Below are 23,685 nucleotides of genomic sequence, written 5' to 3' on the forward strand. Positions count from 1 at the left end.
GCGCAGCGTGAACGCATCGCACACCCCGGGGCCCCTGCCCCCCGACGTGGAGGCCCGCCCCGCGCGGCTCACGGTCGGCGTCGTCGGCGCGGGGCGGGTCGGTCCCGCGCTCGCGGCCGCGCTGAGGCTGGCCGGGCATCACCCGGTCGCGGCGTCGGGTGTGTCCGACGCCTCACGGCGCCGCGCGGCCGCCCTGCTGCCCGACGTCCCGCTCGTGGAGCCGGCCGAGGTGCTGGCGCGCTCCGAGCTCGTCCTGCTGACCGTGCCGGACGACGCGCTGCCGGGCCTGGTGGCCGGCCTCGCCGAGACCGGGGCCGTGCGGCCGGGCCAACTGCTGGTGCACACCTCGGGCCGGTACGGCGCCGGCGTGCTGGAGCCGGCGCTGCGCGTGGGCGCCCTGCCGCTGGCCCTGCACCCCGCGATGACCTTCACCGGCACCTCCGTCGACGTGCAGCGGCTGGCCGGCTGCTCCTTCGGCGTCACGGCCCCCGCGGAGCTGCGCATGGCGGCGGAGGCCCTCGTGATCGAGATGGGCGGCGAGCCCGAGTGGATCGAGGAGTCGGCGCGCCCGCTGTACCACGCGGGCCTGGCGATCGGCGCGAACCACCTGGTGACCCTGGTCGCCCAGTCCATGGAGCTGCTGCGGGCCTCCGGCGTCGCCGAGCCCGGCCGCATGCTGGGCCCCCTGCTCGGCGCGGCCCTGGACAACGCCCTGCGCTCCGGTGACGCGGCCCTGACCGGTCCGGTCGCCCGCGGCGACGCGGGCACGGTCGCGGCGCACCTGGCGGAGCTGCGCCGGCACGCCCCGGAGATGGTGCCCCCGTACGTCGCGATGGCCCGCGCCACGGCGGACCGCGCGCTGGCGGGCGGAATGCTGAAGGCGGAGTTCGCGGAGGCGCTGCTGGGCGTTCTGGCGGACGGCGGCGAGGGGGGAGCACGATGACGAGGCTGGTGCACACCGCTCGGGAGCTGCGGGAGGCCGTCGAGGGCCGGCCCGGCGAGGTCGGCGTCGTCATGACGATGGGCGCGCTGCACGAGGGTCACGCCACGCTGGTGCGGACGGCCCGTGGGCGGGTGGGGGATTGCACGGTCGTCGCCACCGTGTTCGTCAATCCCCTGCAGTTCGGCCCGAACGAGGACTTCGACCGCTACCCGCGCACCCTCGAGGCCGACGTCGAGATCGCCGGGCGGGCCGGCGCCGACATCGTCTTCGCGCCCTCCGTCGAGGAGGTCTACCCCGGCGGGCAGCCGCTGGTGCGGATCAGCGCCGGGCCGATGGGAGAAGGCTACGAAGGCGCCTCCCGCCCCGGCCACTTCGACGGCATGCTGACCGTCGTCGCCAAGCTGCTCCACCTGACCCGGCCGGACGTCGCCTTCTACGGCCAGAAGGACGCCCAGCAACTGGCCCTCATCCGCCGCATGGTGACGGACCTGGACTTCCCGGTCGAGATCGTCGGCGTGCCCACCGTCCGCGAGCCGGACGGCTTGGCCATGTCCAGCCGCAACCGCTACCTCTCCGCCGGCGACCGGGAGACCGCCCTCGCGCTCTCCCGCGCCCTGTTCGCCGGGCGCGACGCGCTGGACGGCGGGCCGGACGCCGTGCGGACGGCGGCGCGGACCGTGCTGGAGAAGGAGGACGGCCTGGCGGTGGACTACCTCGCCCTGATCGACCCGGGCGACTTCACCGAGGCGGCCCCCGGCCACACCGGGCCGGCGGTACTCGCCGTCGCCGCCAGGGTCGGCACGACCCGGCTGATCGACAACATCCCCCTGGAGTTCGGAGCCCGCCGATGAGCGGCACAGGTACTGGCATACGGCTGCACGCCCCCGCGCCCGGCTGGGAGCACGAGGCGGACGTGGTGGTCGTCGGGTCCGGCGTCGCCGGGTTGACGGTCGCGTTGCGCTGCGCCGCGCAGGGCGCCAGGGTCACCGTCGTCACCAAGGCCCGGCTGGACGACGGCTCCACGCGCTGGGCGCAGGGCGGCATCGCCGCCGCCCTCGGCGAGGGCGACACCCCGGAGCAGCACCTGGACGACACCCTTGTGGCGGGTGCCGGACTCTGCGACGAGGAGGCCGTGCGCACCCTGGTCACCGAGGGCCCCGACGCCGTCCGCCGGCTGATCGCTACGGGCGCGCAGTTCGACACCAGCGAGGCGACGGGCGAGATCCTGCTGACCCGGGAGGGCGGCCACCACCGCCGCCGCATCGCCCACGCGGGTGGCGACGCGACGGGCGCGGAGATCTCCCGGGCGCTGATCGAGGCCGTGCGCGCGGCGCGGATCGAGTTCATCGAGAACGCGCTCGTGCTGGATCTGCTGACCGACGCCGAGGGCCGGGCCGCGGGCGTCACCCTGCACGTCATGGGCGAGGGCCAGCGCGACGGCGTCGGCGCCGTGCGGGCCGGGGCCGTGGTGCTGGCCACCGGCGGCATGGGGCAGGTCTTCTCGGCCACGACCAACCCGGCGGTGTCCACGGGCGACGGGGTGGCGCTGGCGCTGCGTGCCGGGGCGGAGGTCTCGGACCTGGAGTTCGTGCAGTTCCACCCGACGGTGCTCTTCCTCGGCCCGGACGCGGAGGGCCAGCAGCCGCTGGTCTCCGAGGCCGTGCGCGGGGAGGGCGCGTACCTCGTGGACGCCGACGGGGTGCGCTTCATGCAGGGGCAGCACGAGCTGGCCGAACTGGCGCCGCGCGACATCGTTGCCAAGGGCATCATGCGCCGCATGCAGGAGACCGGCGCCGAGCACATGTACCTGGACGGCAGGCACTTCGGCGCGCAGATGTGGGAGCACCGCTTCCCCACGATCCTGGCCGCGTGCCGCGCCAACGGCATCGACCCGGTCACGCAGCCCGTCCCGGTGGCCCCCGCCGCGCACTACGCATCCGGCGGGGTGCGCACCGACCTGCACGGCCGCACCACGGTGCCGGGCCTGTACGCGTGCGGCGAGGTCGCCTGCACGGGCGTGCACGGCGCCAACCGGCTGGCGTCCAACTCCCTCCTGGAGGGGCTCGTCTTCGCCGAGCGCATCGCCGCGGACATCGCCGAGCACCCCGCCGCCCCCGGCCCCGCCGTGTTCCCGGAGCCGGGCCGCTCCCCGCTGCTGCCCTCCGAGGCGCGCTTCGCGATCCAGCGGACCATGACGCGCGGCGCGGGGGTGCTGCGGAGCGAGCGGAGCCTCGAGGGCGCGGCGGAGGCACTGAGCCGGATGTACGCCGACGCCGAGGAGCTGCTCGAGCGCGACGGCAAGACGGCCGAGCCCTGCGTGGAGACCTGGGAGGCGACCAACCTGTGCCTGGTCGCCCGGGTGCTGGTCGAGGCGGCCCGCCGCCGTGAGGAGACCCGCGGCTGCCACTGGCGCGAGGACCGGCCCGAACGCGACGACGCGCACTGGCGCCGGCACATCGTCGTCCACCTGCCCTCCGGTGGTGCGGGGCTGCCCGCCGCACCCACTAGTCTCACCATCCGCACCACCCCCACAGCGGACTTCCCCACCACCCGTCCTCGAACGGAGCCCCAGCGATGAGCACGCCCGACCTCCCCCTCCTGCAGATCGGCGGCGCCGGCGGCGGTGGCTGCGGCGACGGCTGCGGCTGCGGTTCCGGCGCGGAGTACGCGCACGACCCGAACGAGTGCGGTCTCGACCCCGACCTGGCGCGGCTCCTCGTCGACGCCGGGCTGGACCCGGTCCTGGTCGAGGACGTCGCGCACCTGGCCATCGAGGAGGACCTGGACGGCGGGGTGGACGTCACCACGGTGGCCACCATCCCCGAGGACGCCACGGCCACCGGCGACTTCACCGCGCGGGAGGCCGGCGTGGTCGCCGGGCTGCGGGTCGCCGAGGCGGTCCTGTCCATCGTCTGCACCGACGAGTTCGAGGTCGAACGGCACGTCGAGGACGGCGACCGGGTCGAGGCCGGGCAGGTGCTGCTCACGGTGCGCACCCGTACGAGGGACCTGCTGACCGCGGAGCGCAGCGCGCTCAACCTGCTGTGCCGGCTGTCCGGGATCGCCACCGCCACGCGCCGCTGGGCCGACGCGCTGGAGGGCACCAAGGCGAAGGTCCGCGACACCCGCAAGACGACTCCGGGCCTGCGGGCGCTGGAGAAGTACGCGGTCCGCTGCGGCGGCGGCGTCAACCACCGCATGTCGCTGTCGGACGCCGCTCTGGTGAAGGACAACCACGTGGTCGCCGCGGGCGGCGTGGCGGCCGCCTTCAAGGCCGTCCGCGACGAGTTCCCCGATCTGGCGATCGAGGTCGAGGTCGACACCCTGCAGCAGGTCGGCGAGGTCCTGGAGGCGGGCGCCGACCTGATCCTGCTGGACAACTTCACCCCCGCCGAGACGGAGAAGGCGGTAGCCCTCGTCGCGGGCCGCGCCCTGCTGGAGTCCTCCGGCCGGCTCACCCTGGACAACGCCGGCGCCTACGCGGCGACCGGCGTGGACTTCCTGGCCGTGGGCGCCCTGACGCACTCCTCGCCGATCCTCGACATCGGACTGGACCTGCGGTCCGAGGGGCCGGAGCGGGACTGATGCTGCTCACCATCGACGTCGGCAACACCCACACCGTTCTCGGGCTGTTCGACGGGGAGGAGATCGTCGAGCACTGGCGGGTCTCGACCGACCCGCGCCGCACCGCGGACGAGATGGCCGTCCTCATGCAGGGCCTGATGGGCATGCATCCGCTGCTCGGCGTGGAACTGGGCGACAACATCCACGGCATCGCCATCTGCTCGACCGTCCCCTCCGTGCTGCACGAGCTGCGCGAGGTGACGCGCCGTTACTACGGCGACGTGCCCGCGGTGCTGGTGGAGCCCGGCGTGAAGACCGGTGTCCCGGTGCTGACCGACAACCCCAAGGAGGTCGGCTCCGACCGGATCATCAACTCCTTGGCCGCCGTGCACCTGTACGGCGGGCCGTGCATCGTGGTCGACTTCGGCACGGCCACCACCTTCGACGCGGTCACGGCGCGCGGCGAGTACGCGGGAGGCGCCATCGCCCCCGGCATCGAGATCTCGGTGGACGCCCTGGGCGCCCGCGGGGCCCAGCTGCGCAAGGTGGAGCTGACCCGCCCGCGCAGCGTCATCGGCAAGAACACCATCGAGGCCATGCAGTCCGGCATCCTGTACGGCTTCGCCGGCCAGGTCGACGGTGTGGCCGAGCGGATGGCACGGGAGCTCGCCGACGACCCGGACGACGTCACGGTCATCGCCACCGGCGGCCTGGCGCCGCTGGTGCTGGGGGAGTCGGCCGTGATCGACGCCCACGAGCCCTGGCTGACCCTGATAGGCCTCCGGCTGGTCTACGAGCGGAACGTCTCGACGTCCTGACACCCCGGCGCCCCTCACGGCGCGACGCCCGGGCGACGCCGGGACCGGCAGACGGGCGGGGCGTGTGCGGCACGCCCGGGCATATCTGGTTACGCGTATTTTGTCCGCTTAGTACGTAAAGTCGGACCATGCCCACGCCACACGGGTCCCGAGGCGGAATGGCGTTCAGCGCGGATGAACTGCGCGTGCTCCGGCGCGCCCTCTCAGCGGCCCTCCAGTCCAGCACCATGATCCCCACCCCCGACGAGGTCAGGGACTATCTGCGCCTCGCCGAGGACGTCGACGAGGCGGCCCGCGAGGGCGGGCGGCTGCGGACCTTCCAGCTCGCGGAACTCGGCCGCTACCGGGAGGCGCTGCCGGGCAGTGCCGCCGGCTACCTCGAGCGGCTGACGGCGGCGCTCGACATGGGGTACGTGCCCCTGCCCGACGACCTCGCCGCGCTGCGCCGACTGCACGACGCTCCGTGCACGGACGCCGAGGCGCACCGCAGGCGCGCCGTGCTGCGCCGCTGCGAGCACCTGGCGGAACTGGACGTGCGCGCCCGCCTGGAGGCCCGCATCCCCGCTCCCGCGCAGCCGTGCGGCACGCTTCCCTCCGGCAGGGCGCGGCTGCGCGCGCTGCCCGGGGGGCGATCCGCGTCCGACGACCCCAAGCCCGGTCCGAAGCCTGAGCCGAAGGCACCGCCGCCGGCCGACCCGGCGGCCCCCGAGCCGGGCGAGCCGAAGCGCAAGGTGCCCACCCCGGCCGAGATCTTCCCGCCGCGCCGCCGCACCCCGCCGCCGCACGAGGAGCGCGCCACGGGCTGAGGCCGTCCACCGCACCACCCGAAGACGCCGCGGGTCCTTCCCGCGGCGTCTCAGTTGCGTCCCTGGCGTCTCCCGTGCGTCCCGCGCCGCGCCGCCCGTCGCGGCGGCCCTCGCGGCGACGCGTCCCGGGCGGCCCCGGACAGCGGCCCGTCCCGGGGGCCGGAAGGGTGGCGTGAGCGCCCCCGGCGGGGCGGGACGGCCGGCCCGGGGCGCGGCGCAGGGGGCACTGCCGCGGGCCGGTGCCCATGCGGGCGACCCTTCGGGTGGTCCGCCGCAGGGGGCGGCGGAGGGCGTGGCTACTCTGGTGCCATGGACTACGTCTCCGCGCTCGTGCCCCCCACCGTGATGGCCATCGCGTTCACCTTCCTCATCCGGACGCTGATCAGGAGCCAGGGCGGGGCCAACAAGGCCAAGGAGGACGCGGCGGTCGACGCCGCGCTGTCCGGCGGGCAGCCCCCGGCCCGGCGTCCGGGCGGCGCCGAGCGCCCGGCCTGACGCCGCCGTCTTCGGCATTTCGGACATTGCACCCGTCGGGGACCCGTATTCGGGCTAGTATTCGGCTGTGCCCCGCCCATTGGGAGACCTCGAAGACGCCGTGATGACCCGGGTGTGGCGCTGGAACCGCCCGGTGACGGTGCGAGAGGTGCTGGAGGATCTCCGCCGGGAGCGCTCGATCGCGTACACGACGGTCATGACCGTGATGGACAACCTCCATCAGAAGGGCTGGCTCCGCCGGGAAGCCGAAGGCCGCGCCTATCGCTATGAGGCGGTATCCACTCGCGCCGCTTACTCGGCGGCACTCATGCATGAGGCGTGGGCCGCCAGCGACAACCCCGCGGCGGCGCTTGTCGCCTTCTTCGGCAAGATGTCGGCGGAACAGCGAGAAGCGCTCCGCGACGCAATGCGTGTGGTGCAATCCGCTGATCCGGGTGACCCCGGGGAGACGGGCGGATCGGCCGGGCGATAGCGTCCCCACATGCCCGCCGCATCAAATGAGGTCACCATCCGCCGGGCCCGGACGTCCGACGTGCCCGCTGTCCGGCGACTGCTCGACGCCTATGTCCGCCAGGGCATCCTGCTCGACAAGCCGACGGTCACGCTTTACGAGGACATCCAGGAGTTCTGGGTCGCGGAACACGACCGCGACGCCGAGGTGGTGGGCTGCGGCGCACTGCACGTGATGTGGGAGGACCTCGCCGAGGTGCGCACTCTCGCGGTCGATCCGGAGCGGCACGGCATGGGCGTCGGGCATCTCGTCCTGGAGAAGCTGCTGCAGACCGCACGCCGGCTGGGAGTGCGGCGAATTTTCTGCCTCACCTTCGAAGTGGACTTCTTCGCGAAGCACGGCTTCGTCGAGATCGGCGAGACGCCGGTCGACGGGGATGTCTACGGTGAGCTGCTGCGGTCAAAGGACGAGGGCGTTGCCGAGTTCCTCGACCTCGAACGAGTGAAACCCAACACCTTGGGCAACAGCCGGATGCTGTTGCATCTGTGAGCCTGCCCACGGTGTCCGCCCGGCACAACAGTATGTCCGAAACGTTCCGCTGAAGACCGGGGCGTTGCCCACCGGCCCGGCAGGAGTTCGGGCAAGGGGTTTGAGTTTTCCGGGAAAAAGCGCTTTGATTTTACCGGTAATCCGTATTCGATGAAAGGGAAGCCGGTGGCACAGAAGGTTCAGGTCCTTCTTGTTGACGACCTCGACGGCGGCGAGGCGGATGAGACCGTAACGTTCGCACTCGATGGAGTGACGTACGAGATCGACCTCACCACCGACAACGCCGACAAGCTGCGCGGTCTCCTCGCCCCGTACGTGGACAACGGCCGCCGCACCGGTGGCCGCGCGGGCCGGGGCCGCGCCGCCAAGGCGGCATCCCGCGGGGGTGCCGCGAGCCAGGACACCGCGAAGATCCGCGCGTGGGCCAAGGAAGAGGGCTACGAGGTCAACGACCGCGGCCGCGTGCCCGCGCAGATCCGTGAGGCGTACGAGAAGGCGCACAGCTGATCGGTCCGGGCGACGCGCAGCCGGACCCGATGGCAGGCGGTCGCGAGCGCGGAGACCAGGGCCGCAAGGCCCACGGTCCCCTCGAAGCGTCCGTCCGCCGTAGGGCCGGGCTGCGTGCCGAGCGTCATCGAGGGCAGGTGCAGCGGCGCGCCGGCGCGGCCCCCGCCGTCCACGGGCGGCCGGAGCCACGCCGGGGAGCCGCAGGCGGCCTCAGGACCGCGCAGCGGGACGAGGTCGAGCGGGACGCCGCTCCATTCCAGCCATTCCAGCAGGCCGGGCACCTCATCGGCGCTGCCCGGGGCGACGAAGAACCGCATCCGGTGCCCCGCCAGGGCGACCGGTCCCGTGCGGGGCGCCGGGAAGCGGCAGAGCACCTCGTGCCCCGCCGCCGCGGGGACGTCGAGGGCGTCCGCGTGTTCCAGGGCCGGATCAGGGGCCACGGCCGCCGGGTCCCATGAGGGCTGCATGACCTGCGCAACGCGGTCGCTGCGTCCCGGGTTACGAGCCGGGTCACCGGGAGTGCCCGACGGGCGGCCTCCCGTCACTTTCCGTGAATCCGCCGGACGCAAGTCTGTTCGCCCGTAGCAGACATCGGGCGCGGTCCTGGCATGGACTGTCCGTGCGGGCGGGTAAGAAATACCCAGTGGGAACGGACGACGGCCATGTCGGACAGGCGGCGCGTTCGCCCTCGGCGTACTGGATAAAAGGCTATCCGCCTGGCCTGCGGGAACATCGTCTCGCACCATCGGGTTGAGGCTGTTGTCGACGGCGCGGGGGGTTAACGACCTCGCAAGGTGTCGACGGTTGAAGTGAGCTGCCCCGCTGTGCGGGACTAGCATGCGGAAGGACAGGGAGGGGACACGCCCCTAACTGCCCGACCGCTCTGAGGAGCGATTAACGATGTTCGAGAGGTTCACCGACCGCGCGCGGCGGGTTGTCGTCCTGGCTCAGGAAGAAGCCCGGATGCTCAACCACAACTACATCGGCACCGAGCACATCCTCCTGGGCCTTATCCACGAGGGTGAGGGTGTCGCCGCTAAGGCCCTGGAGAGCCTCGGGATTTCGCTCGAGGCGGTCCGCCAGCAGGTCGAGGAGATCATCGGACAGGGGCAGCAGGCCCCGTCCGGCCACATCCCCTTCACCCCCCGGGCCAAGAAGGTCCTGGAGCTGTCGCTCCGCGAGGCCCTCCAGCTCGGCCACAACTACATCGGCACCGAGCACATCCTGCTCGGCCTGATCCGCGAGGGCGAGGGCGTCGCGGCCCAGGTCCTCGTGAAGCTGGGCGCCGATCTCAACCGGGTGCGGCAGCAGGTCATCCAGCTGCTCTCCGGCTACCAGGGCAAGGAGGCCGCCACCGCCGGCGGTCCGGCCGAGGGCACCCCCTCGACCTCGCTCGTCCTGGACCAGTTCGGCCGCAACCTCACGCAGGCCGCTCGTGAGACCAAGCTCGACCCCGTCATCGGGCGCGAGAAGGAGATCGAGCGCGTGATGCAGGTGCTGTCGCGCCGCACCAAGAACAACCCCGTCCTCATCGGCGAGCCCGGCGTCGGCAAGACCGCCGTCGTCGAGGGCCTGGCCCAGGCGATCGTCAAGGGCGAGGTCCCGGAGACGCTGAAGGACAAGCAGCTCTACACCCTGGACCTCGGCGCCCTGGTGGCCGGCTCCCGCTACCGCGGTGACTTCGAGGAGCGCCTGAAGAAGGTGCTCAAGGAGATCCGCACCCGCGGCGACATCATCCTGTTCATCGACGAGCTCCACACCCTGGTGGGTGCGGGCGCGGCCGAGGGCGCGATCGACGCCGCCTCGATCCTCAAGCCGATGCTCGCCCGCGGCGAGCTGCAGACCATCGGCGCCACCACGCTCGACGAGTACCGCAAGCACCTGGAGAAGGACGCGGCCCTGGAGCGCCGCTTCCAGCCGATCCAGGTAGCGGAGCCGTCGCTGCCGCACACCATCGAGATCCTCAAGGGCCTGCGGGACCGCTACGAGGCCCACCACCGGGTGTCCATCACGGACGCCGCCCTGGTGGCCGCGGCGACCCTCGCCGACCGCTACATCTCGGACCGCTTCCTGCCGGACAAGGCGATCGACCTGATCGACGAGGCCGGCTCCCGGATGCGCATCCGCCGGATGACCGCTCCGCCGGACCTGCGCGAGTTCGACGAGAAGATCGCCGACGTGCGCCGGGAGAAGGAGTCCGCGATCGACTCGCAGGACTTCGAGAAGGCCGCCTCCCTCCGCGACAAGGAGAAGCAGCTGCTCTCCGCGAAGACCAAGCGGGAGAAGGAGTGGAAGGCCGGCGACATGGACGTCGTCGCCGAGGTCGACGAGGAGCTGATCGCCGAGGTCCTGGCCACGGCCACGGGCATCCCGGTCTTCAAGCTCACCGAGGAGGAGTCCTCGCGTCTGCTGCGCATGGAGGACGAGCTACACAAGCGCGTCATCGGCCAGAAGGACGCGATCAAGGCCCTCTCGCAGGCCATCCGCCGTACGCGCGCCGGCCTGAAGGACCCCAAGCGCCCCGGTGGCTCGTTCATCTTCGCCGGCCCGTCCGGTGTCGGTAAGACCGAGCTCTCCAAGACGCTCGCCGAGTTCCTCTTCGGCGACGAGGACGCGCTGATCCAGCTCGACATGTCCGAGTTCAGCGAGAAGCACACCGTCTCGCGGCTCTTCGGCTCCCCGCCCGGATACGTCGGCTACGAGGAGGGCGGCCAGCTCACCGAGAAGGTGCGCCGCAAGCCGTTCTCCGTCGTCCTCTTCGACGAGGTCGAGAAGGCCCACCCGGACATCTTCAACAGCCTGCTGCAGATCCTGGAGGACGGTCGCCTGACCGACTCCCAGGGCCGGGTCGTGGACTTCAAGAACACGGTCATCATCATGACGACCAACCTCGGCACCCGGGACATCTCCAAGGGCTTCAACCTCGGCTTCGCCGCCGCGGGTGACGTCAAGACCGGGTACGAGCGGATGAAGGCCAAGGTCGGCGAGGAGCTCAAGCAGCACTTCCGTCCCGAGTTCCTGAACCGTGTCGACGACATCGTGGTCTTCCACCAGCTCAGCGAGGAAGACATCATCCAGATCGTCGACCTCATGGTCGCCCGGGTGGACGAGCGCCTCCGGGACAAGGACATGGGCATCGAGCTCAGCCCCGAGGCCAAGAAGCTGCTTGCCAAGAAGGGCTACGACCCGATCCTGGGCGCCCGGCCACTGCGCCGGACGATCCAGCGCGAGATCGAGGACGTGCTCTCCGAGAAGATCCTCTTCGGGGAGCTGCGCACCGGTCACATCGTGGTCGTGGGCACTGAGGGCGAAGGTGAGGAGACCAAGTTCACCTTCCGCGGCGAGGAGAAGGTGGCCGTCGCCGACGCGCCTCCGGTGGAGGCGGCCGGCGGGCCGAACCTCAGCAAGGACGCGTGACCGCAGGTCGTCGCCGCAGCGTGGTCCGACCCCGTCCGCACGATGTGCGGGCGGGGTCGTCGCGTTCTCTCGCGTTCTCCCGTGTGCCGGACGGCCGTGCGGTGCACCCGCGGCGGCTGCCCGGCTTGCAGGCTCCGGGGTGTGCCGCACGAGCGCCGGGGCGGCGCTGCGAGCTCCGGGCAGCCCGCCGGGCTGTGGGGCCGTCCGCCGGGCGCAGGGCTGCGCGGAAGCGCCCCTGAGGACGTTCCCCGGGCCCCGGCTGCCCGGGGACATGAGGGCGCCCTGACGCCCCACCGCGCCGCCGGCGTCCACGACCCCGGTCAGCCTCGACCTTCCCGTGCGTGAGAGGGGCGGCGAGCGGTGAGGGCGAGCGCACGACGCGCGTCACCGGCCCGCCGTGCGGCAGGATGGCGCGGAATTCCTTGTCCCTATGCGCGAATCCGCGATTTTCCTTTTCCGAGTGCGCGCGCCCCGTATTGCCCTTCGTGTGTGACCCCCGTCACGGGTCGCAAGTCCCGAAGGGCAATTCCCTTTGGTCCCGTGCCGGGTGACGTGACCCACGTGACGGAGGCCACGTACGAAGCACCTTAGGAGACCAACCCCCGTGGCCCAAGCGGGCACGGAAGGGTTCGGGCGGCATCCTCTACGAAGCGCGATAGGGGGCCGGACGGTTTGTCCGGGGCCGGAATGCCGGGTTAACAAGGGATCGCGGCGAACACGCCGCGACATCTTGTCCGGCTATTTCCGCGAGGTAATTCCCGAATGCGCCTGCCCACGTTCCCGGCCTCCGTCCTCCGCGGCCGTCGCGCCGTCGTCACCGTCGGTGTATGCGCCTCGCTGGCTCTCGGTGCGGCCGGGACGGCAGCGGCCCAGACCCAGGACGCGGGCCTGCTGGGCCTCAACGCGGCCGGGAAGCTGGCGGACGTCACCAGGGCGCAGGCCGCCGTGCAGCAGCGCGCCGCGCAGGCCGCGCAGGCCGACCGCCACACGCGCGCGACGCCGCCGCGGCAGCGCGGCCGCGGCTGGTCGGTGCCGGTCACGAAGTACCGGCTGTCCGCCGGTTACATGCGCGCCGGCGCCCACTGGGCCCACCGGCACTCCGGCCAGGACTTCGCCGTGCCGACCGGCACCCGCGTCCACGCCGTGAGCGCCGGCACCGTCGTCACGGCCGGCTGGGGCGGCGCCTACGGCTACAACATCGTGATCCGGCACTCCAACGGGATGTACTCGCAGTACGGCCACCTGTCGCGCATCCAGGTGCGCGTCGGCCGGCATGTGGCGGAGGGCCAGCAGATCGCGCTGTCCGGCGACACCGGCAACAGCACCGGCCCCCACCTGCACTTCGAGATCCGCAAGACCCCGTACTACGGCTCGTCGGTGAACCCGCTGCCCTATCTGCGGGCTCGCGGCGTGTCGGTCTGATCCTCGTACGTCCGGGCGATCAGCTCCTGTGCGACCTCGAGGAGGGCGGCACGCTTGTCCTCGTCGTCGCCCTCGAGGGTCTGCATCGCGAACATCCCGGCGTGCATCGCGAAGACCGCCGTGATCGAGCGCACCTGGTCGGTCAGCGGCGCGTCCGGCTCCCTGAGCAGGGAGTGGACGGCGAGCAGTTTGGTCTTGAAGGTCTCGCCGATGCTGAGGTCGCGGACGGTGGCCTGGTTCTCCTGCATGAAGCGGAAGAGCGGGCCGGCGCCCCACAGCGCGTCCGCGTAGCGGCGCAGCACCTCACGCTTGGTCTCCAGGGTGCGCGGCTGCTCCGCGGCCCAGGCGATCAGCTCGTCGACCGGTGAGGCGAGGTCCTCGACGATGCTGTTGAGGATGTCCTCCTTGGTCTTGAAGTGGTAGTACAGCGCCGCCTTCGTCACGTCCAGATGCTCGGCGATCTCGCGCAGGGAGGTCTTCTCGTACCCCCGCTCGGCGAAGAGCTCCAGCGCGACGTCCTGGATCCGGCGTCGCGTATCACCTCTGCGTGCGTGTGGCGTTGCCATGGGCGAACTTTAACTTACTTGACGCCCGGCTAGTAAGCCGCATACTGTCAGGGTGCCCCAGGCAACTAGCCGGGCGGCAGGTAAGCAAAGACAAGCAGAGAAACAGGTAGGGGAGCTTGTGATGGCGGAGACCGCCGAGACCCCGCAGCGCAGTGTGCGCGTGGTGTTGTTCGGGCTCATGATCGCGATGCTGCTCGCGATGCTGGACAACATGATCATCGGCACCGCGATGCCCACCATCGTGGGCGAGCTGGGCGGCCTGGAGCACCTGTCGTGGGTGGTCACCGCGTACACGCTCGCCACCGCCGCCTCCACCCCGGTCTGGGGCAAGCTCGGCGACCTGTACGGCCGCAAGGGCATCTTCATGGCGTCGATCGTGATCTTCCTGATCGGGTCGGCGCTGTCCGGCATGGCGCAGGACATGATCCAGCTGATCGCCTTCCGCGCCGTGCAGGGCCTGGGCGCCGGCGGTCTGATCGTCGGCGTCATGGCGATCATCGGTGACCTGATCCCGCCCCGCGAGCGCGGCAAGTACCAGGGCATGATGGCCGGCGTCATGGCGGTCGCCATGATCGGCGGCCCGCTCGTCGGCGGCTCCATCACCGACAACTGGGGCTGGCGGTGGAGCTTCTACATCAACATCCCGCTCGGTGTGATCGCCCTCTTCATGATCTCGGCGGTCCTGCACCTGCCGAAGAAGAACATCAAGACGAGCATCGACTACCTCGGCACGGTGCTGCTCACCGTCGGCATCACCTCGCTCGTCCTGCTCACCACCTGGGGCGGCAACCAGTACGCGTGGGGCTCGCCCCAGATCCTGGGCCTGCTGGTGCTGGGCGTCGCCGCCCTGGCCGCCTTCCTCTACGCGGAGACCCGCGTCGCGGAGCCGGTCATCCCGCTGCACATCTTCCACAGCCGCAACTTCTCGCTGATCTCGGTGATCGGCTTCCTGGTCGGCTTCGTGATGTTCGGCGCCATGACCTTCCTGCCGCTCTACCAGCAGACCGTCCAGGGCGCCTCCGCGACCAACTCCGGTCTGCTCCTGCTGCCGCTGCTGCTGGCGATGATGGTCGTCTCGCTCATAGCCGGCCGGGTCACCACCCAGACGGGCAAGTACAAGATCTTCCCGATCGTGGGCGGCGGCCTGATGACCGTCGGCCTCTACCTGCTGTCGACGATGGACACCGGCACCACCCGCTTCGTCTCGGGCGTGTGGATGGCCGTGCTCGGCGCGGGCATGGGCTTCCTGATGCAGATCACGATGCTCATCGCGCAGAACAGCGTCGAGATGAAGGACATGGGCGTGGGCTCCTCGTCCTCCACCCTCTTCCGGACGATCGGCGGCTCCTTCGGCGTCGCCCTCTTCGGCGCGATCTTCACCCACCAGGTGCAGAACACCATGACGGAGCGCCTCGGCGAGGCCGCCGCGGGCGCCACCTCCGGCACCGCCCAGCTGGACCCGGCCGGCCTGGCCAAGCTCGCGCCGCCGGTGAGGGACGCCTACCTCCACGCCGTCGCGGACGGCTCGCACCACGTCTTCCTGTGGGGCGCCGTCGTCAGCGTCCTCGGCTTCCTGCTCGCCTTCTTCGTCAAGGAGATCCCGCTGCGCTCGGCGCCCACCGCGCCCAGCACCGAGGAGGCCGTCGCCGCGGTCGAGGTGGTCTGAGCCGGCGGCCCACCCGCCATCCGCCGCAGGTGCCCGCACCGGAGTCGTTCTTGACTGCTGGTGCGGGCATCGCGCGTGCGCGGGGTCCGGCACTCCGCGGTGCACGGCCGGGCTCCGGGCCGGCCGGCGCCCCCGCCCGCGCCTGCCGCGGCTACGCGCGGGGCAGCAGCAGCCGGGCGGCCGCGCCGCCGCCCTGGTCCTTCGGCAGATTGCGGAAGACGAGGCGGGCGCCGAGGACCCGGGTCTGACCGGTAGCGATCGTCAGGCCCAGGCCGTGGCCGCTGCCGGCCCGGTCGCTGCTGCCCGTGCGGAAGCGGCTCGGGCCGTCGCGCAGCAGCTCCTCGGGGAAGCCCGGGCCGTGGTCGCGGACCTCCACGCACGGGCCGTCGACGGTGACCTCCACGGGCGGCCTGCCGTGCCGGACGGCGTTCGCCAGCAGGTTGCCCAGAACGCGCTCCAGCCGGCGCGGATCGGTGCGGACGACGGCGTCGCCGCGGACGGCCACGGTCGCCCCGGGCGCCGCCGCCGCGACCCTGCGCCGCACGAAGGCTCCCAGCGCCACCTCCTGCAGATCGGCCTGCTCGGCGGCGCCGTCGAGCCGGGCGACCTCCAGCACGTCCTCCACGAGTGTGCGCAGCGCCTGAGCACGGTCCCTGACCAGCTCCGAGGGGCGCCCCGGCGGCAGCAGCTCGGCAGCGGTGACCAGCCCCGTCACCGGGGTGCGCAGCTCGTGGGCGATGTCCGCGGTGACCCGGCGCTCCGCCTCCAGCCGGCCGGCCAGGGCGTCCGCCATGGCGTCCACCGCCCGCGCCAGCTCGTCCGTCTCGTCGCGGAGCCGGCCTCCGATCGCGTCGCGCACCCGTACGTCCGTTTCCCCGTCGGCCACCCGGCCCGCCGCCTCGGCCGCCTTGCGCAGCCGCCGGGACAACTGCCCGCCGATGAGCACACCGAGCGCCGTACCGCCCACGACGACCGCCGACGAGCCGATGACCAGTGCCTGGTCCAGGTCCTCCAGGACCGAGAAGCGGTCGGTGAAGGCGGTCCGGATCGACAGGATCCTGCCGTCCGGCAGCGGGGTCTGCGCCCACACCACGGGCGTGCCGCCGTCATCGGAGACGTACGTGGCCCGCTTGCCCTCCCGGGCGGGCTGCCGCAACGGCGCGGGCAGCGCCGGGTCGTCCAGCCGGGCGCCCATGGTGAGCCGGCCGGTCGACTCGTAGATCCGCTGGGCGAACTGCACCCGCTCGTCCTGCACGTCGCGGGAGTCGTCGATCATGCTGGCCCGGGCCGCGTTGTGCACGACCAGGCTCAGCACCAATGCGATCAGCGCCGACACCGCGGCGATCGCCGCGCACACCTTCCAGCGCAGCCCGACCTGCGGCAGCGTACGGCCCCTCCCCGCGGCCGTACCCCCGGGACGCGCGGCCACGGCCTCAGGCCCTGAGCTTGTAGCCGAAGCCGCGCACCGTCTCGATGCGCTCCTGCCCGATCTTCGCGCGCAGCCGCTGCACATGGACGTCCACCACCCGGGTGTCGCCGCCCCACTCGTAGTCCCAGACCCTCTCCAGCAGCCGGTCCCGGGACAGCACCGTCCCCGGCGCCGCCGAGAACTCCAGCAGCAGCCGCATCTCCGTGGGCGTCAGCGCGATCCGCTCACCGGCGCGCCGCACCTCCATCCCCTCCGGGTCCACCTTCAGATCCCCGAAGGTCAGCACCCCCGTCCCCGCCGGGGGCTCGTCGGCCGCGGCCACCCGGAAGCGCCGCAGCACCGCCCGCATGCGGGCGGTCAGCACCGCCCCGTCGAAGGGTTTGGTGACGTAGTCGTCGGCGCCCGCCTCCAGGCCCAGGACGACGTCGATCGCGTCCGCCCGCGCCGAGAGCATGATCACCGGCACCGTCGACTCGTCCCGGATGCGCCGGCACAGGCTCACCCCGTCCAGGCCCGGCACCATCACGTCCAGCAGCGCCAGGTCCGGTCGCCGCGCCCGGAACGCCTCCAGCCCGGCCAGGCCGTCCGGCACCGCCGTCACATCGAAGCCGTCCCGCTCCAGCGCCAGGGTGGTCGCCTCGCGGATCACGTCGTCGTCCTCGACGAACAGGACGTGCGTCTCAGCCATGCGGGCCGCTCCTGGCGCTCTTGCCGCTCTGGTAGTCGTGGTGGGAGGACGCGACCTTCTCGAAGCGGAAGCCGTTCCAGCGGTAGGTGGTCACGTCCTCGCCCGAGGGGTTGGAAACCGGGTCCTGCGGCCCGTACACCTGGTGGGTGACCTGCAGGGCGCCGTCGCTGATCTCGGCGAAGACGGGCGGCTGCTCGTCGGCGAAGACGTTGACGTACCCGCCGTCCACCCGCCGGTAGACGTAGCTGCCGATGCCCACATTGTCGGCGCAGGTCGAGATGTTGACCACCAGGTCCGTGCCGTCCCGGCCGGTCAGCCGCCCCACGCGGCGGTCCACCGGGTACGCGTCCACCGAGGCCCGCGGGGCGGCCTCCGCGGCGGACGCGGCCGCCGGGGACTGCCCGGGGCAGGCCGTCAGGCTGTCGCGGATGTCCCGGGCCACCTTCGGGTCGTGCTGCACCAGGTGCACCACGTCCGCGGCCGTCCGGGGCGCCGCCGTCCGCGTCACGTCCGCCGACCGCCCGGGGTCCGGCGGACGGCTCGGGGCCTGCACGGAGGCCGACAGCGACGGCCGGGCCGAGGAGGCGAGCGCGGCGGCGCCCTCCTCGCGGACCCCGCCCGGGTCGCGGCAGCCGGCCACGGCGACGACCGTCCCGCACACCGCGACAGCTGCGGCGGCTGCGCCCACCGGGACTACGCTGCGGCGCACACGCCCTCCGTCCCGCCCGTGGCGGGCTCCACGGGCCTTCCGTATCCGATGCTCTGCCGCTCCAGCTCGGCGCGCAGCCGCACCAGCGCCCGGTGCAGTGTGCTCTTCACGGTACCCACCGACATGCCCAGCGCGTGCGCCGTCTCCTCCGTGCTGAGCTGCCGGTAGTGGCGCAGCAGCACCACCTGGCGCTGCTTGGGGGCCAGCCTGCCGAGCGCGTCCACCAGCATCGCCCGGTCGGCCCGCTGCTCGGCACCGTCGTCGACCAGGCGCTCCGGCAGCTCGGGGGTGGGCACCTCCTCCAGCCGGCGGGCGCGCCACCACTCCGTCCGGGTGTTGATCATCACGCGGCGCATGTAGGCGTCGGCCAGCTTCTTGTCGGCGATGTCCCCCCAGCGCGGGTAGGTGCGGGCCAGGGCGGTCTGGACGAGGTCCTGGGCGTCGATCGGGTCCGGGACCAGCCGCCGCGCACTGCGCAGCAGGGCCTCCTGCCGGTTCCGCACGTACTCCTCGAAGTCCATGACCTGGGCTGTCCCCTGGGCGTTCGCCGCCATGGCGTCCCTCCGTCCGGCGCGCTCGATTACGACCCGGCTGACGCTACGGAGGGGATGTCCGGCTTTGACGACCGCTGCCGCACAGCGAAGCCACAGCCATCCATCGGTTGTGTAACGGGCGGGGACCGCCCGCCCGAGGGGCCGGCTTCGGGCGGCTCGCCTCCGATGCGGGCGCCCTGGACGCGGTCACCGCCGCCCCGCCCTGCGCACCGGGGTCGTCCCCACCCGCGGCGGCGATCCGCGGGCGCGCGCGAGCGCCGTGGAGCGTCCTCCTGGTCACCCGCTGGACGCGGCCGGACCGGCTGATGATTGTCGGAGCGGGGCGTCGCGGTACCGCAGGCGGAACCGCGAGGGCCCGGCTCCCCGCAAGCCCGGTGGCCGGGCCTCTTCCCGGCGCACGCGCGGCGGCCGCTGCGGCGCCGCCGCGATCAGCCGGGCAGCCGGTACAGACCGCCCTCGAGCGGTTCCACCAGGCCGTCGGCGACCAGGCCGTCCAGGGCCCGGGCGCGCTGGACGGGCTCGTGCCACACGGCGTCCAGCGCGGACTGCGGCACCGGCTTCGTGGCCTCGCGCAGCACGGCCAGCAGTCTGCCCCGGACCTGGCGGTCGGTGCCCGCGTACGTCTGGCCGCGGCGGGGCGGGCCGTCATGCGCGGGGGAGCCGGCCAGTCGCCAGGCGCACTGCCCGGCGATCGGGCAGCGCGCGCACTCGGGGCCGCGGGCCGTGCAGATCAGGGCGCCCAGTTCCATCGTGGCCGCGGCCCAGCGGGCGGCGGTGGCCTCGTCGGCGGGGAGCATCCGGTGGGCGATCCGGCGCTCAGCGGCGGTGGTGGCGTTGGGCGGGTACTCCACACCGGTCACGGCGCGCGCGAGGACCCGGCGCACATTGGTGTCCAGCACCGCGTGCCGCTGCCCGTACGCGAAGGAGGCGACCGCGGCGGCCGTGTACTCGCCGACCCCCGGGAGGGCCAGCAACTCGGCGTGGTCCGTGGGGACCCGGCCGCCGTGCTGATGGGCGATCGCGGTCGCCGCGGCGTGCAGCCGCAGCGCCCGGCGCGGATAGCCCAGCCGGCCCCAGGCGCGCACCGCCTCGCCGGGGGGATCCGCCGCGAGGTCGCCCGGCGTCGGCCAGCGCTCCAGCCACTGCCCGTACACCGGCAGGACCCGGCTGACCGGGGTCTGCTGCAGCATGAACTCGCTGACCATGACGCCCCACGCGCCCGCCTCGGGGCGGCGCCACGGCAGGTCCCGGGCGTTGTCCTCGAACCAGTCGATCACGGGCGTGTGCAGCGTGTGGTGGTCGCGCTCGTCGTCCATAGCGCCTCCGATCCTACGTCCCGCGGCCGTCACGGCGGGCAGCGCGGCCGGGTGGGGGAACTCCCCGGAACGCGGGGGAGATCTGCTGATCAATCACACAAGTCGCCAGTGTGCCGCGCGTGCCTTGGTCCGATTCAAGGGAAACCGCATAAGGTTTGCGCGTGGGCTCTGTGCGCAATCCCGTGGGACCTCTCCCGTCCTCCATCTACTGGCGGCGACGGGCGGTTGTGCTGCTCCTGCTCGCGCTGCTCACCGTCCTGGCCGTATGGGCCGTCAACTTCCGCGACGGTGGAGGGAACAGCGCCCACGGGCCGGGCGGCCGTTCACCCGTGCCGTCCATCACCCCCGGTCCGTCCGCCAGCGGACCGCTCATCAGCACCCGCCCGGGTGGTTCCGTCGGCGGTGGCGGCGACGACGGCGATGAGGCCGCGGACGGCGGCTCCGGCGACTCCGGTTCCCCGGAGGGAAGTTCGAAGGGCGCCGACTCCGGTGCCGCCGGCGGCGACTCCGAAGGCGCCACCGAAGGCGCCACAGAAGGAGGCGCGCAGGCCGGTGCCGCGGGGGCGGGCTCCTCGGGCGCCGCGGGCACGGGCGGTTCCGTGGGCGGCGACGGCGGTGCGCCGTTGCCCGCCGGCTCCTCGCTGCCGGACTGCGGGCCGGGCGTCTCGCTGAGCGTGCGCAGCACCGCCAACGCCTACGAGCCGGGCGAGCGGCCCCGGTTCACGCTGACCGCGACGAACCCCTCCACCACCGCCTGCAAGCTCGACGTCGGCCCGGACTCGGCGGTCTTCACCATCACCGACGTCGACGACCGCCATGTGTGGGCGAGCGACGACTGCCCCAAGAGCCGGGCCCCGTACCTGCTGCAGGTTCCGGCGGGCGGCTCGACCTCGTACGACGTCGAGTGGGACCGCCGGACGAGCTCTCCGAAGTGCGCCGCTCCCAAGGGCCGCAGCGCCCCCTACGGCACCTACCTGCTCGAGGTGAAGCTGCCGGGCCGCTCGGCGAAGCAGACGTCCTTCGTGCTGAAGAACGTCTGAGGGATCGTCCGGGAGGCTCCGGCACCTGCGCCCGGGGCGTGTGGCGCGGGGCGTCCGGCCGGGCGTCCCGCGCGGGCGGAGCTCAGACGTAGCGCTCCAGGATCGAGGACTCGGCGAGGCGCGAGAGGCCCTCGCGGACGGACCGCGCCCGGGCCTCGCCGACACCGTCGACCGTCTGCAGGTCGTCCACGCTCGCGGCGAGCAGCTTCTGGAGTCCGCCGAAGTGCTCGACCAGCCGCTCCACGATCGTGTTCGGCAGCCGGGGCACCTTCGCCAGCAGCCGGTACCCGCGCGGCGACACCGCGGAGTCCAGCGCCTCCGGGGAGCCCGCATACCCCAGCGCCCGCGCCACGGTCGGCAGTTCGAGCAGCTCGCCCTGGGGCAGCGCGTCCAGCTCGGTGAGCGCCTCGGTGACCGTACGGCTGCGCTTGGCCGTCGGCTCCGGCACATAGTCGCGGACGACCAGCTCGCGCTCGGGCTCGACGCCCGCGATCAGTTCGTCCAGCTGCAGCGAGAGCAGTCGGCCGTCCGTGCCCAGCTCGACCACGTACTCCGCGATCTCGGTGGCGATCCGGCGCACCATCTCCAGGCGCTGCGCGACCGCCGTGACGTCCCGGACGGTGACCAGGTCCTCGATCTCCAGGGCGGAGAGCGTGCCCGCGACCTCGTCCAGGCGCAGCTTGTAGCGTTCCAGGGTGGCCAGCGCCTGGTTGGCGCGGGAGAGGATGGCCGCCGAGTCCTCCAGGACGCGGCGCTGCCCGCCCACGTACAGGGCGATCAGTCGCATCGACTGGCTGACGGAGACCACCGGGAAGCCGGTCTGGATGGAGACCCGCTGCGCGGTGCGGTGGCGGGTGCCGGTCTCCTCGGTGGGGATCGCCGCGTCCGGCACCAGCTGGACCCCGGCACGCACGATCTTGGTGATGTCCCGGTCGAGGATGAGGGCGCCGTCGAGCTTGCACAGCTCGCGCAGCCTGGTGGCGCTGAACTCGACGTCCAGCACGAAACCGCCGGTGCACAGCGATTCGACGGTCTTGTCCATGCCCAGCACGATGAGGCCGCCGGTGTTGCCGCGCAGAACCCGCTCGAGGCCGTCCCGAAGGCCGGTGCCGGGGGCCACGGCGCTCAGGGAGGCGCGCATCAGGCCGTCACCGGCGGAGCCCTCGCGACTCCACGCCTTGCCGGGAGCTGCCGCCCGGTCGTTGGCTGCCACTGCTCTCCTCCGGTCGTACGGATGCCCGGATGGGCGAGACCAGGGCAAAGTTTACCGTCGCAAGGGTCAGGGACGTGGGGCCCTCTTGGGCAGGACGCGCAGGGCGTCCCCTATGTCCGTCACCTCCGTCACCTTCATCCCGGCCGGGATCTTCCCCGGGTCCGGCGGCACGAGGGCATGGGTGAAGCCCAGCCGGGCCGCCTCGGCGAGCCTGCGCTGCACGCCGGTGACCCTTCTGACCTCGCCCGCCAGGCCCACCTCGCCCACCGCGACCAGGTTCTTCGGCAGCGGCGTGTCGATCGCCGCGCTGGCCAGGGCGAGCGCCACCGCGAGATCGGCGGCCGGCTCCCCGAGCTTCACGCCGCCGACGGTCGCCGTGTAGATGTCCTGCTTGCCGATCGACTTGATCCGGCCGCGCTGCTCCAGCACCGCCAGCATCATCGACACCCGCGAGTTCTCCAGGCCGGAGGTCGTGCGGCGCGGCGAGGGGATCTGCGTGTCGACGGTCAGCGCCTGGACCTCGGCGACCAGCGGCCGCTTGCCCTCCAGGGTCACGGTCAGGCAGGTGCCGGGGACCGGCTCGTCGCGCCGGGTCAGGAAGAGACCGGACGGGTCGGCCAGGCCCGTGATGCCCTCGTCGTGCAGCTCGAAGCAGCCGACCTCGTCGGTGGCGCCGTAGCGGTTCTTGATGCCCCGGATCAGACGGAGGCGGGCGTGCCGGTCGCCCTCGAAGGACAGCACCACGTCCACCAGGTGCTCCAGGAGGCGCGGGCCGGCGATCGCGCCGTCCTTGGTGACGTGGCCGACCAGCAGCGTCGACATGCCGCGCTCCTTCGAGGCGCGGATCAGGGCGCCGGCGACCTCGCGCACCTGGGCCATGCCGCCGGGGGCGCCGTCGATCTCCGGGGAGGCGACCGTCTGCACCGAGTCCAGGATGAGCAGCGACGGCTTGACGTCGTCGAGGTGGCCGAGCACGGCCGACAGGTCCGTCTCGGCGGCCAGGAAGAGGTGGTCGGAGAGCGCCCCGATGCGGTCGGCGCGCAGCCGGACCTGAGAGGCGGACTCCTCGCCCGTGACGTACAGCGTCCGGGCCTGCGCGCTCGACGCCTTCGCCGCAACGTCCAGCAGGAGGGTCGACTTGCCCACCCCGGGCTCGCCGGCGAGCAGCACCACGGCCCCGGGCACCAGCCCGCCGCCCAGCACCCGGTCCAGCTCCGGGACGCCGGTGCCGCGTGCGGTGGCCTGCCGCCCGTCCACCTGGCCGATCGGCTTCGCGGGCGTGGTCACCCGGCCCGGCGCGGTCGTCCGCACCGCTGCCGCGCCCCCGTACTCCTCGACCGTCCCCCACGCCTGGCACTCGCCGCAGCGGCCGAGCCACTTGGCCGTCGTCCAGCCGCACTCCGTGCAGCGGTACGACGGACGGTCCTTGGAAGCGGGGCGGGTACGGGCAGCCATGTGCCGCACGCTATCGGGTGCCACCGACAACGCGGTGCGCTCGCCCCCTCGTCGACCTCACTCCGCAGAGTGAGCGC

23 protein-coding genes are annotated in these 23,685 nt (G+C 72.8%); 14 read left to right on the forward strand and 9 right to left on the reverse strand.

The genetic code is table 11. The features are described from left to right. The first annotated feature begins 7 nt into the window (after window positions 1–7). The 10 genes from ACRWND_RS15900 to ACRWND_RS15945 all read left to right on the forward strand — a co-directional run bounded on the left by ACRWND_RS15900 (window position 8) and on the right by ACRWND_RS15945 (window position 8,133). A complete protein-coding gene (locus ACRWND_RS15900) occupies window positions 8–943 on the forward strand; it encodes a Rossmann-like and DUF2520 domain-containing protein (protein ID WP_431949710.1) in 936 nt (311 codons plus the stop codon). After that, entirely contained in the window at window positions 940–1,794 is an 855-nt protein-coding gene (gene panC, locus ACRWND_RS15905; RefSeq protein ID WP_431949712.1) for a pantoate--beta-alanine ligase, read from the forward strand. Before ACRWND_RS15900 ends, panC begins: the two co-directional genes overlap by 4 nt. After that, window positions 1,791–3,521: an L-aspartate oxidase gene (locus ACRWND_RS15910; RefSeq protein ID WP_431949714.1), complete on the forward strand. Its 1,731-nt coding sequence runs from the start codon at window positions 1,791–1,793 to the stop codon at window positions 3,519–3,521. The genes panC and ACRWND_RS15910 overlap by 4 nt, the downstream gene beginning before the upstream one ends. Then, on the forward strand, window positions 3,518–4,528 hold the full coding sequence (gene nadC / locus ACRWND_RS15915) for a carboxylating nicotinate-nucleotide diphosphorylase (protein WP_431949716.1): 1,011 nt from the start codon (window positions 3,518–3,520) through the stop codon (window positions 4,526–4,528). The genes ACRWND_RS15910 and nadC overlap by 4 nt, the downstream gene beginning before the upstream one ends. Then, window positions 4,528–5,325, forward strand: coding sequence for a type III pantothenate kinase (locus ACRWND_RS15920; RefSeq protein WP_431949718.1), 798 nt, complete (start codon window positions 4,528–4,530; stop codon window positions 5,323–5,325). The genes nadC and ACRWND_RS15920 overlap by 1 nt, the downstream gene beginning before the upstream one ends. Window positions 5,326–5,453: 128 nt before the next feature. After that, window positions 5,454–6,131 (forward strand): hypothetical protein, encoded by a 678-nt coding sequence (locus ACRWND_RS15925; protein WP_431949720.1) that lies wholly within the window; start codon window positions 5,454–5,456, stop codon window positions 6,129–6,131. A 309-nt stretch (window positions 6,132–6,440) separates the two neighbouring features. Then, window positions 6,441–6,626, forward strand: coding sequence for a hypothetical protein (locus tag ACRWND_RS15930; protein ID WP_431949722.1), 186 nt, complete (start codon window positions 6,441–6,443; stop codon window positions 6,624–6,626). Window positions 6,627–6,693: 67 nt separating this feature from the next. Continuing rightward, on the forward strand, window positions 6,694–7,098 hold the full coding sequence (locus ACRWND_RS15935) for a BlaI/MecI/CopY family transcriptional regulator (protein WP_431949724.1): 405 nt from the start codon (window positions 6,694–6,696) through the stop codon (window positions 7,096–7,098). Window positions 7,099–7,107: 9 nt separating this feature from the next. Next, on the forward strand, window positions 7,108–7,626 hold the full coding sequence (locus tag ACRWND_RS15940) for an amino-acid N-acetyltransferase (RefSeq protein WP_431949726.1): 519 nt from the start codon (window positions 7,108–7,110) through the stop codon (window positions 7,624–7,626). Between the two features lie 165 nt (window positions 7,627–7,791). Next, window positions 7,792–8,133, forward strand: a complete 342-nt coding sequence (locus tag ACRWND_RS15945) for a histone-like nucleoid-structuring protein Lsr2 (protein ID WP_431949728.1) — start codon at window positions 7,792–7,794, stop codon at window positions 8,131–8,133. Here the strand turns inward: ACRWND_RS15945 and ACRWND_RS15950 are convergent. Then, window positions 8,064–8,573: an SCO3374 family protein gene (locus ACRWND_RS15950; RefSeq protein ID WP_431949729.1), complete on the reverse strand. Its 510-nt coding sequence runs from the start codon at window positions 8,571–8,573 to the stop codon at window positions 8,064–8,066. The two genes, ACRWND_RS15945 and ACRWND_RS15950, sit on opposite strands and share 70 nt — an antisense overlap. A gap of 460 nt (window positions 8,574–9,033) precedes the next feature. Between ACRWND_RS15950 and ACRWND_RS15955 the strand changes: the two genes are divergently transcribed. Then, the gene (locus ACRWND_RS15955; RefSeq protein ID WP_431949731.1) at window positions 9,034–11,550 is read left to right on the forward strand and encodes an ATP-dependent Clp protease ATP-binding subunit; all 2,517 of its coding nucleotides are present in this window, start codon (window positions 9,034–9,036) and stop codon (window positions 11,548–11,550) included. 762 nt (window positions 11,551–12,312) lie between these two features. After that, window positions 12,313–12,972 (forward strand): M23 family metallopeptidase, encoded by a 660-nt coding sequence (locus ACRWND_RS15960; RefSeq protein ID WP_431949733.1) that lies wholly within the window; start codon window positions 12,313–12,315, stop codon window positions 12,970–12,972. Here the strand turns inward: ACRWND_RS15960 and ACRWND_RS15965 are convergent. Further along, window positions 12,942–13,538 carry a TetR/AcrR family transcriptional regulator gene (locus ACRWND_RS15965; protein ID WP_431949735.1) on the reverse strand — a complete coding sequence of 199 codons (597 nt, stop codon included), beginning with the start codon at window positions 13,536–13,538 and terminating at the stop codon, window positions 12,942–12,944. The two genes, ACRWND_RS15960 and ACRWND_RS15965, sit on opposite strands and share 31 nt — an antisense overlap. Before the next feature lie 121 nt (window positions 13,539–13,659). On the opposite strand from ACRWND_RS15965, the gene ACRWND_RS15970 reads away from it, so the two are divergent. Beyond that, window positions 13,660–15,204 carry an MDR family MFS transporter gene (locus tag ACRWND_RS15970; protein WP_431949737.1) on the forward strand — a complete coding sequence of 515 codons (1,545 nt, stop codon included), beginning with the start codon at window positions 13,660–13,662 and terminating at the stop codon, window positions 15,202–15,204. A 151-nt stretch (window positions 15,205–15,355) separates the two neighbouring features. Here ACRWND_RS15970 and ACRWND_RS15975 read toward each other — a convergent pair whose 3' ends face one another. The 5 genes from ACRWND_RS15975 to ACRWND_RS15995 all read right to left on the reverse strand — a co-directional run bounded on the left by ACRWND_RS15975 (window position 15,356) and on the right by ACRWND_RS15995 (window position 19,900). Further along, window positions 15,356–16,717 (reverse strand): sensor histidine kinase, encoded by a 1,362-nt coding sequence (locus ACRWND_RS15975; protein WP_431949739.1) that lies wholly within the window; start codon window positions 16,715–16,717, stop codon window positions 15,356–15,358. Further along, window positions 16,638–17,321, reverse strand: a complete 684-nt coding sequence (cseB, locus tag ACRWND_RS15980; RefSeq protein ID WP_431949741.1) for a two-component system response regulator CseB — start codon at window positions 17,319–17,321, stop codon at window positions 16,638–16,640. Before cseB ends, ACRWND_RS15975 begins: the two co-directional genes overlap by 80 nt. After that, window positions 17,314–18,030, reverse strand: coding sequence for a hypothetical protein (locus ACRWND_RS15985; RefSeq protein WP_431949743.1), 717 nt, complete (start codon window positions 18,028–18,030; stop codon window positions 17,314–17,316). Before ACRWND_RS15985 ends, cseB begins: the two co-directional genes overlap by 8 nt. Beyond that, window positions 18,015–18,584: a SigE family RNA polymerase sigma factor gene (locus ACRWND_RS15990; protein ID WP_431949745.1), complete on the reverse strand. Its 570-nt coding sequence runs from the start codon at window positions 18,582–18,584 to the stop codon at window positions 18,015–18,017. Before ACRWND_RS15990 ends, ACRWND_RS15985 begins: the two co-directional genes overlap by 16 nt. A gap of 428 nt (window positions 18,585–19,012) precedes the next feature. Then, complete coding sequence (locus ACRWND_RS15995) at window positions 19,013–19,900, reverse strand: A/G-specific adenine glycosylase (RefSeq protein ID WP_431949747.1); 888 nt, start codon at window positions 19,898–19,900, stop codon at window positions 19,013–19,015. 161 nt (window positions 19,901–20,061) lie between these two features. Here ACRWND_RS15995 and ACRWND_RS16000 point away from each other — a divergent pair, with 161 nt between their 5' ends. After that, entirely contained in the window at window positions 20,062–20,940 is an 879-nt protein-coding gene (locus tag ACRWND_RS16000; protein WP_431949749.1) for a hypothetical protein, read from the forward strand. A gap of 82 nt (window positions 20,941–21,022) precedes the next feature. On the opposite strand, the gene disA is transcribed toward ACRWND_RS16000, so the two are convergent. Together disA and radA are read right to left on the reverse strand one after the other, a co-directional pair. Beyond that, window positions 21,023–22,153, reverse strand: coding sequence for a DNA integrity scanning diadenylate cyclase DisA (gene disA / locus ACRWND_RS16005; protein WP_431949751.1), 1,131 nt, complete (start codon window positions 22,151–22,153; stop codon window positions 21,023–21,025). A 66-nt stretch (window positions 22,154–22,219) separates the two neighbouring features. Continuing rightward, entirely contained in the window at window positions 22,220–23,608 is a 1,389-nt protein-coding gene (gene radA, locus ACRWND_RS16010) for a DNA repair protein RadA (RefSeq protein WP_431949753.1), read from the reverse strand. Window positions 23,609–23,685 lie beyond the last annotated feature (77 nt).

Origin of the sequence: Actinacidiphila sp. bgisy167, from assembly GCF_965342175.1 — a bacterium.
GTDB lineage: Bacteria > Actinomycetota > Actinomycetes > Streptomycetales > Streptomycetaceae > Actinacidiphila.

Coding starts and splice junctions, on each gene's coding strand:
- ACRWND_RS15995 (WP_431949747.1), bottom strand. CDS start 19,900: ATGGACGACGAGCGCGACCACCACACGCTGCACACGCCCGTGATCGAC.
- ACRWND_RS15910 (WP_431949714.1), top strand. CDS start 1,791: ATGAGCGGCACAGGTACTGGCATACGGCTGCACGCCCCCGCGCCCGGC.
- nadC (WP_431949716.1), top strand. CDS start 3,518: ATGAGCACGCCCGACCTCCCCCTCCTGCAGATCGGCGGCGCCGGCGGC.
- panC (WP_431949712.1), top strand. CDS start 940: ATGACGAGGCTGGTGCACACCGCTCGGGAGCTGCGGGAGGCCGTCGAG.
- ACRWND_RS15990 (WP_431949745.1), bottom strand. CDS start 18,584: ATGGCGGCGAACGCCCAGGGGACAGCCCAGGTCATGGACTTCGAGGAG.
- ACRWND_RS15925 (WP_431949720.1), top strand. CDS start 5,454: ATGCCCACGCCACACGGGTCCCGAGGCGGAATGGCGTTCAGCGCGGAT.
- ACRWND_RS15940 (WP_431949726.1), top strand. CDS start 7,108: ATGCCCGCCGCATCAAATGAGGTCACCATCCGCCGGGCCCGGACGTCC.
- ACRWND_RS15975 (WP_431949739.1), bottom strand. CDS start 16,717: ATGTGCAGCGGCTGCGCGCGAAGATCGGGCAGGAGCGCATCGAGACGG.
- ACRWND_RS15930 (WP_431949722.1), top strand. CDS start 6,441: ATGGACTACGTCTCCGCGCTCGTGCCCCCCACCGTGATGGCCATCGCG.
- radA (WP_431949753.1), bottom strand. CDS start 23,608: ATGGCTGCCCGTACCCGCCCCGCTTCCAAGGACCGTCCGTCGTACCGC.
- cseB (WP_431949741.1), bottom strand. CDS start 17,321: ATGGCTGAGACGCACGTCCTGTTCGTCGAGGACGACGACGTGATCCGC.
- ACRWND_RS15960 (WP_431949733.1), top strand. CDS start 12,313: ATGCGCCTGCCCACGTTCCCGGCCTCCGTCCTCCGCGGCCGTCGCGCC.
- ACRWND_RS15965 (WP_431949735.1), bottom strand. CDS start 13,538: ATGGCAACGCCACACGCACGCAGAGGTGATACGCGACGCCGGATCCAG.
- ACRWND_RS15970 (WP_431949737.1), top strand. CDS start 13,660: ATGGCGGAGACCGCCGAGACCCCGCAGCGCAGTGTGCGCGTGGTGTTG.
- ACRWND_RS15920 (WP_431949718.1), top strand. CDS start 4,528: ATGCTGCTCACCATCGACGTCGGCAACACCCACACCGTTCTCGGGCTG.
- ACRWND_RS15955 (WP_431949731.1), top strand. CDS start 9,034: ATGTTCGAGAGGTTCACCGACCGCGCGCGGCGGGTTGTCGTCCTGGCT.